This is a genomic window from Nocardia sp. NPDC059236 (assembly GCF_042754085.1).
Taxonomy (GTDB): Bacteria; Actinomycetota; Actinomycetes; order Mycobacteriales; family Mycobacteriaceae; genus Nocardia.
The window spans coordinates 1-883 of sequence record NZ_JBHZAF010000063.1; the positions used below are offsets into that span (position 1 = coordinate 1).

General features: G+C 69.3%; 1 protein-coding gene and 1 pseudogene. Both read left to right on the forward strand.

Annotated elements, in window-relative coordinates; translation table 11 throughout:
* Window positions 1–517, forward strand: a 517-nt coding sequence (locus ACFXIV_RS47800) for a LysR family transcriptional regulator (RefSeq protein WP_379421525.1), incomplete at its 5' end; no start/stop codon positions are given.
* Window positions 496–883: pseudogene (locus ACFXIV_RS47805) on the forward strand (hypothetical protein); the annotation flags it as partial. The gene ACFXIV_RS47800 and the pseudogene ACFXIV_RS47805, both read left to right, overlap by 22 nt.

Genomic DNA, 883 nt, shown 5'->3' on the forward strand with positions numbered 1-883 from the left:
AGCAGTACGTATGCCTCTGCCAGGCACCCCCGACTACCCACCAGGGTTGCTCGACATCACGATGGATCAGCTCCGCACCCTGCTGGCCGTCTACGAGGAGGGCACGGCCCTGGGCGCCGCCAGGCGGCTGGGGCGGGAGCAGTCCAGTATTCAGAAGCAACTGGACACGATGAACCGCAAATTGGGCGACCATTGCGGAGAGCCGCTGCTGCGCAAGCGCGGGCGCGGCGAGCGGGTGCATTTCACCCGCACCGGCGAGGAGCTCGCCCGGCTTGCACAGGGAACGCTCGACGGGTGGCGCGAAGGGCTGGACACCGCCCGCAGACGCCGTGGCCGCAGTCTGCGCGTCGGCTCCACCCGCTACACGCTCGGCTACCTGCTGAACGCTGTCGAACAGGTCAACGACCGGTTCACTCGGGAAGGGGTGGAGCTGACCATGGCGCACGTCCGCAGCGGAACACTGCTGCAGAAGCTGCGCTCCCCCGGCGGCCGCTCGTGGTGTCCACCGACGGGCTGATACCCGACGTGCTGCGCGGCTGGTTCGGTCCCGAGTACCGCCGCCGGATGCGGATAGCGGCCGAGATCGACTCGGCCCACTACGGTTTCGAACTCCTCAGCTCCCGCGTGCTATACGGCAGCATGCTCGTCACCCAGGGCATCGGGGAGGCGATAGCGGAGGGCAGGCTTCCCGAGGCACAAGGGCTGCGCACCCTGCCGCTGGTGGACGACGTCGGAACGAGCCAGCGGGTGCTCGTCGGCGCCTTCCGCCGCAGCGAGCCGGAGAACCGCGATCCCGACCACCCTGTCAGCCTGCTGTGGGAGGAACTGGCCCGCAGGCACGCCCGTATCCGGGCCGAGGAACGGGCCTCGGCCAGGAACGCGT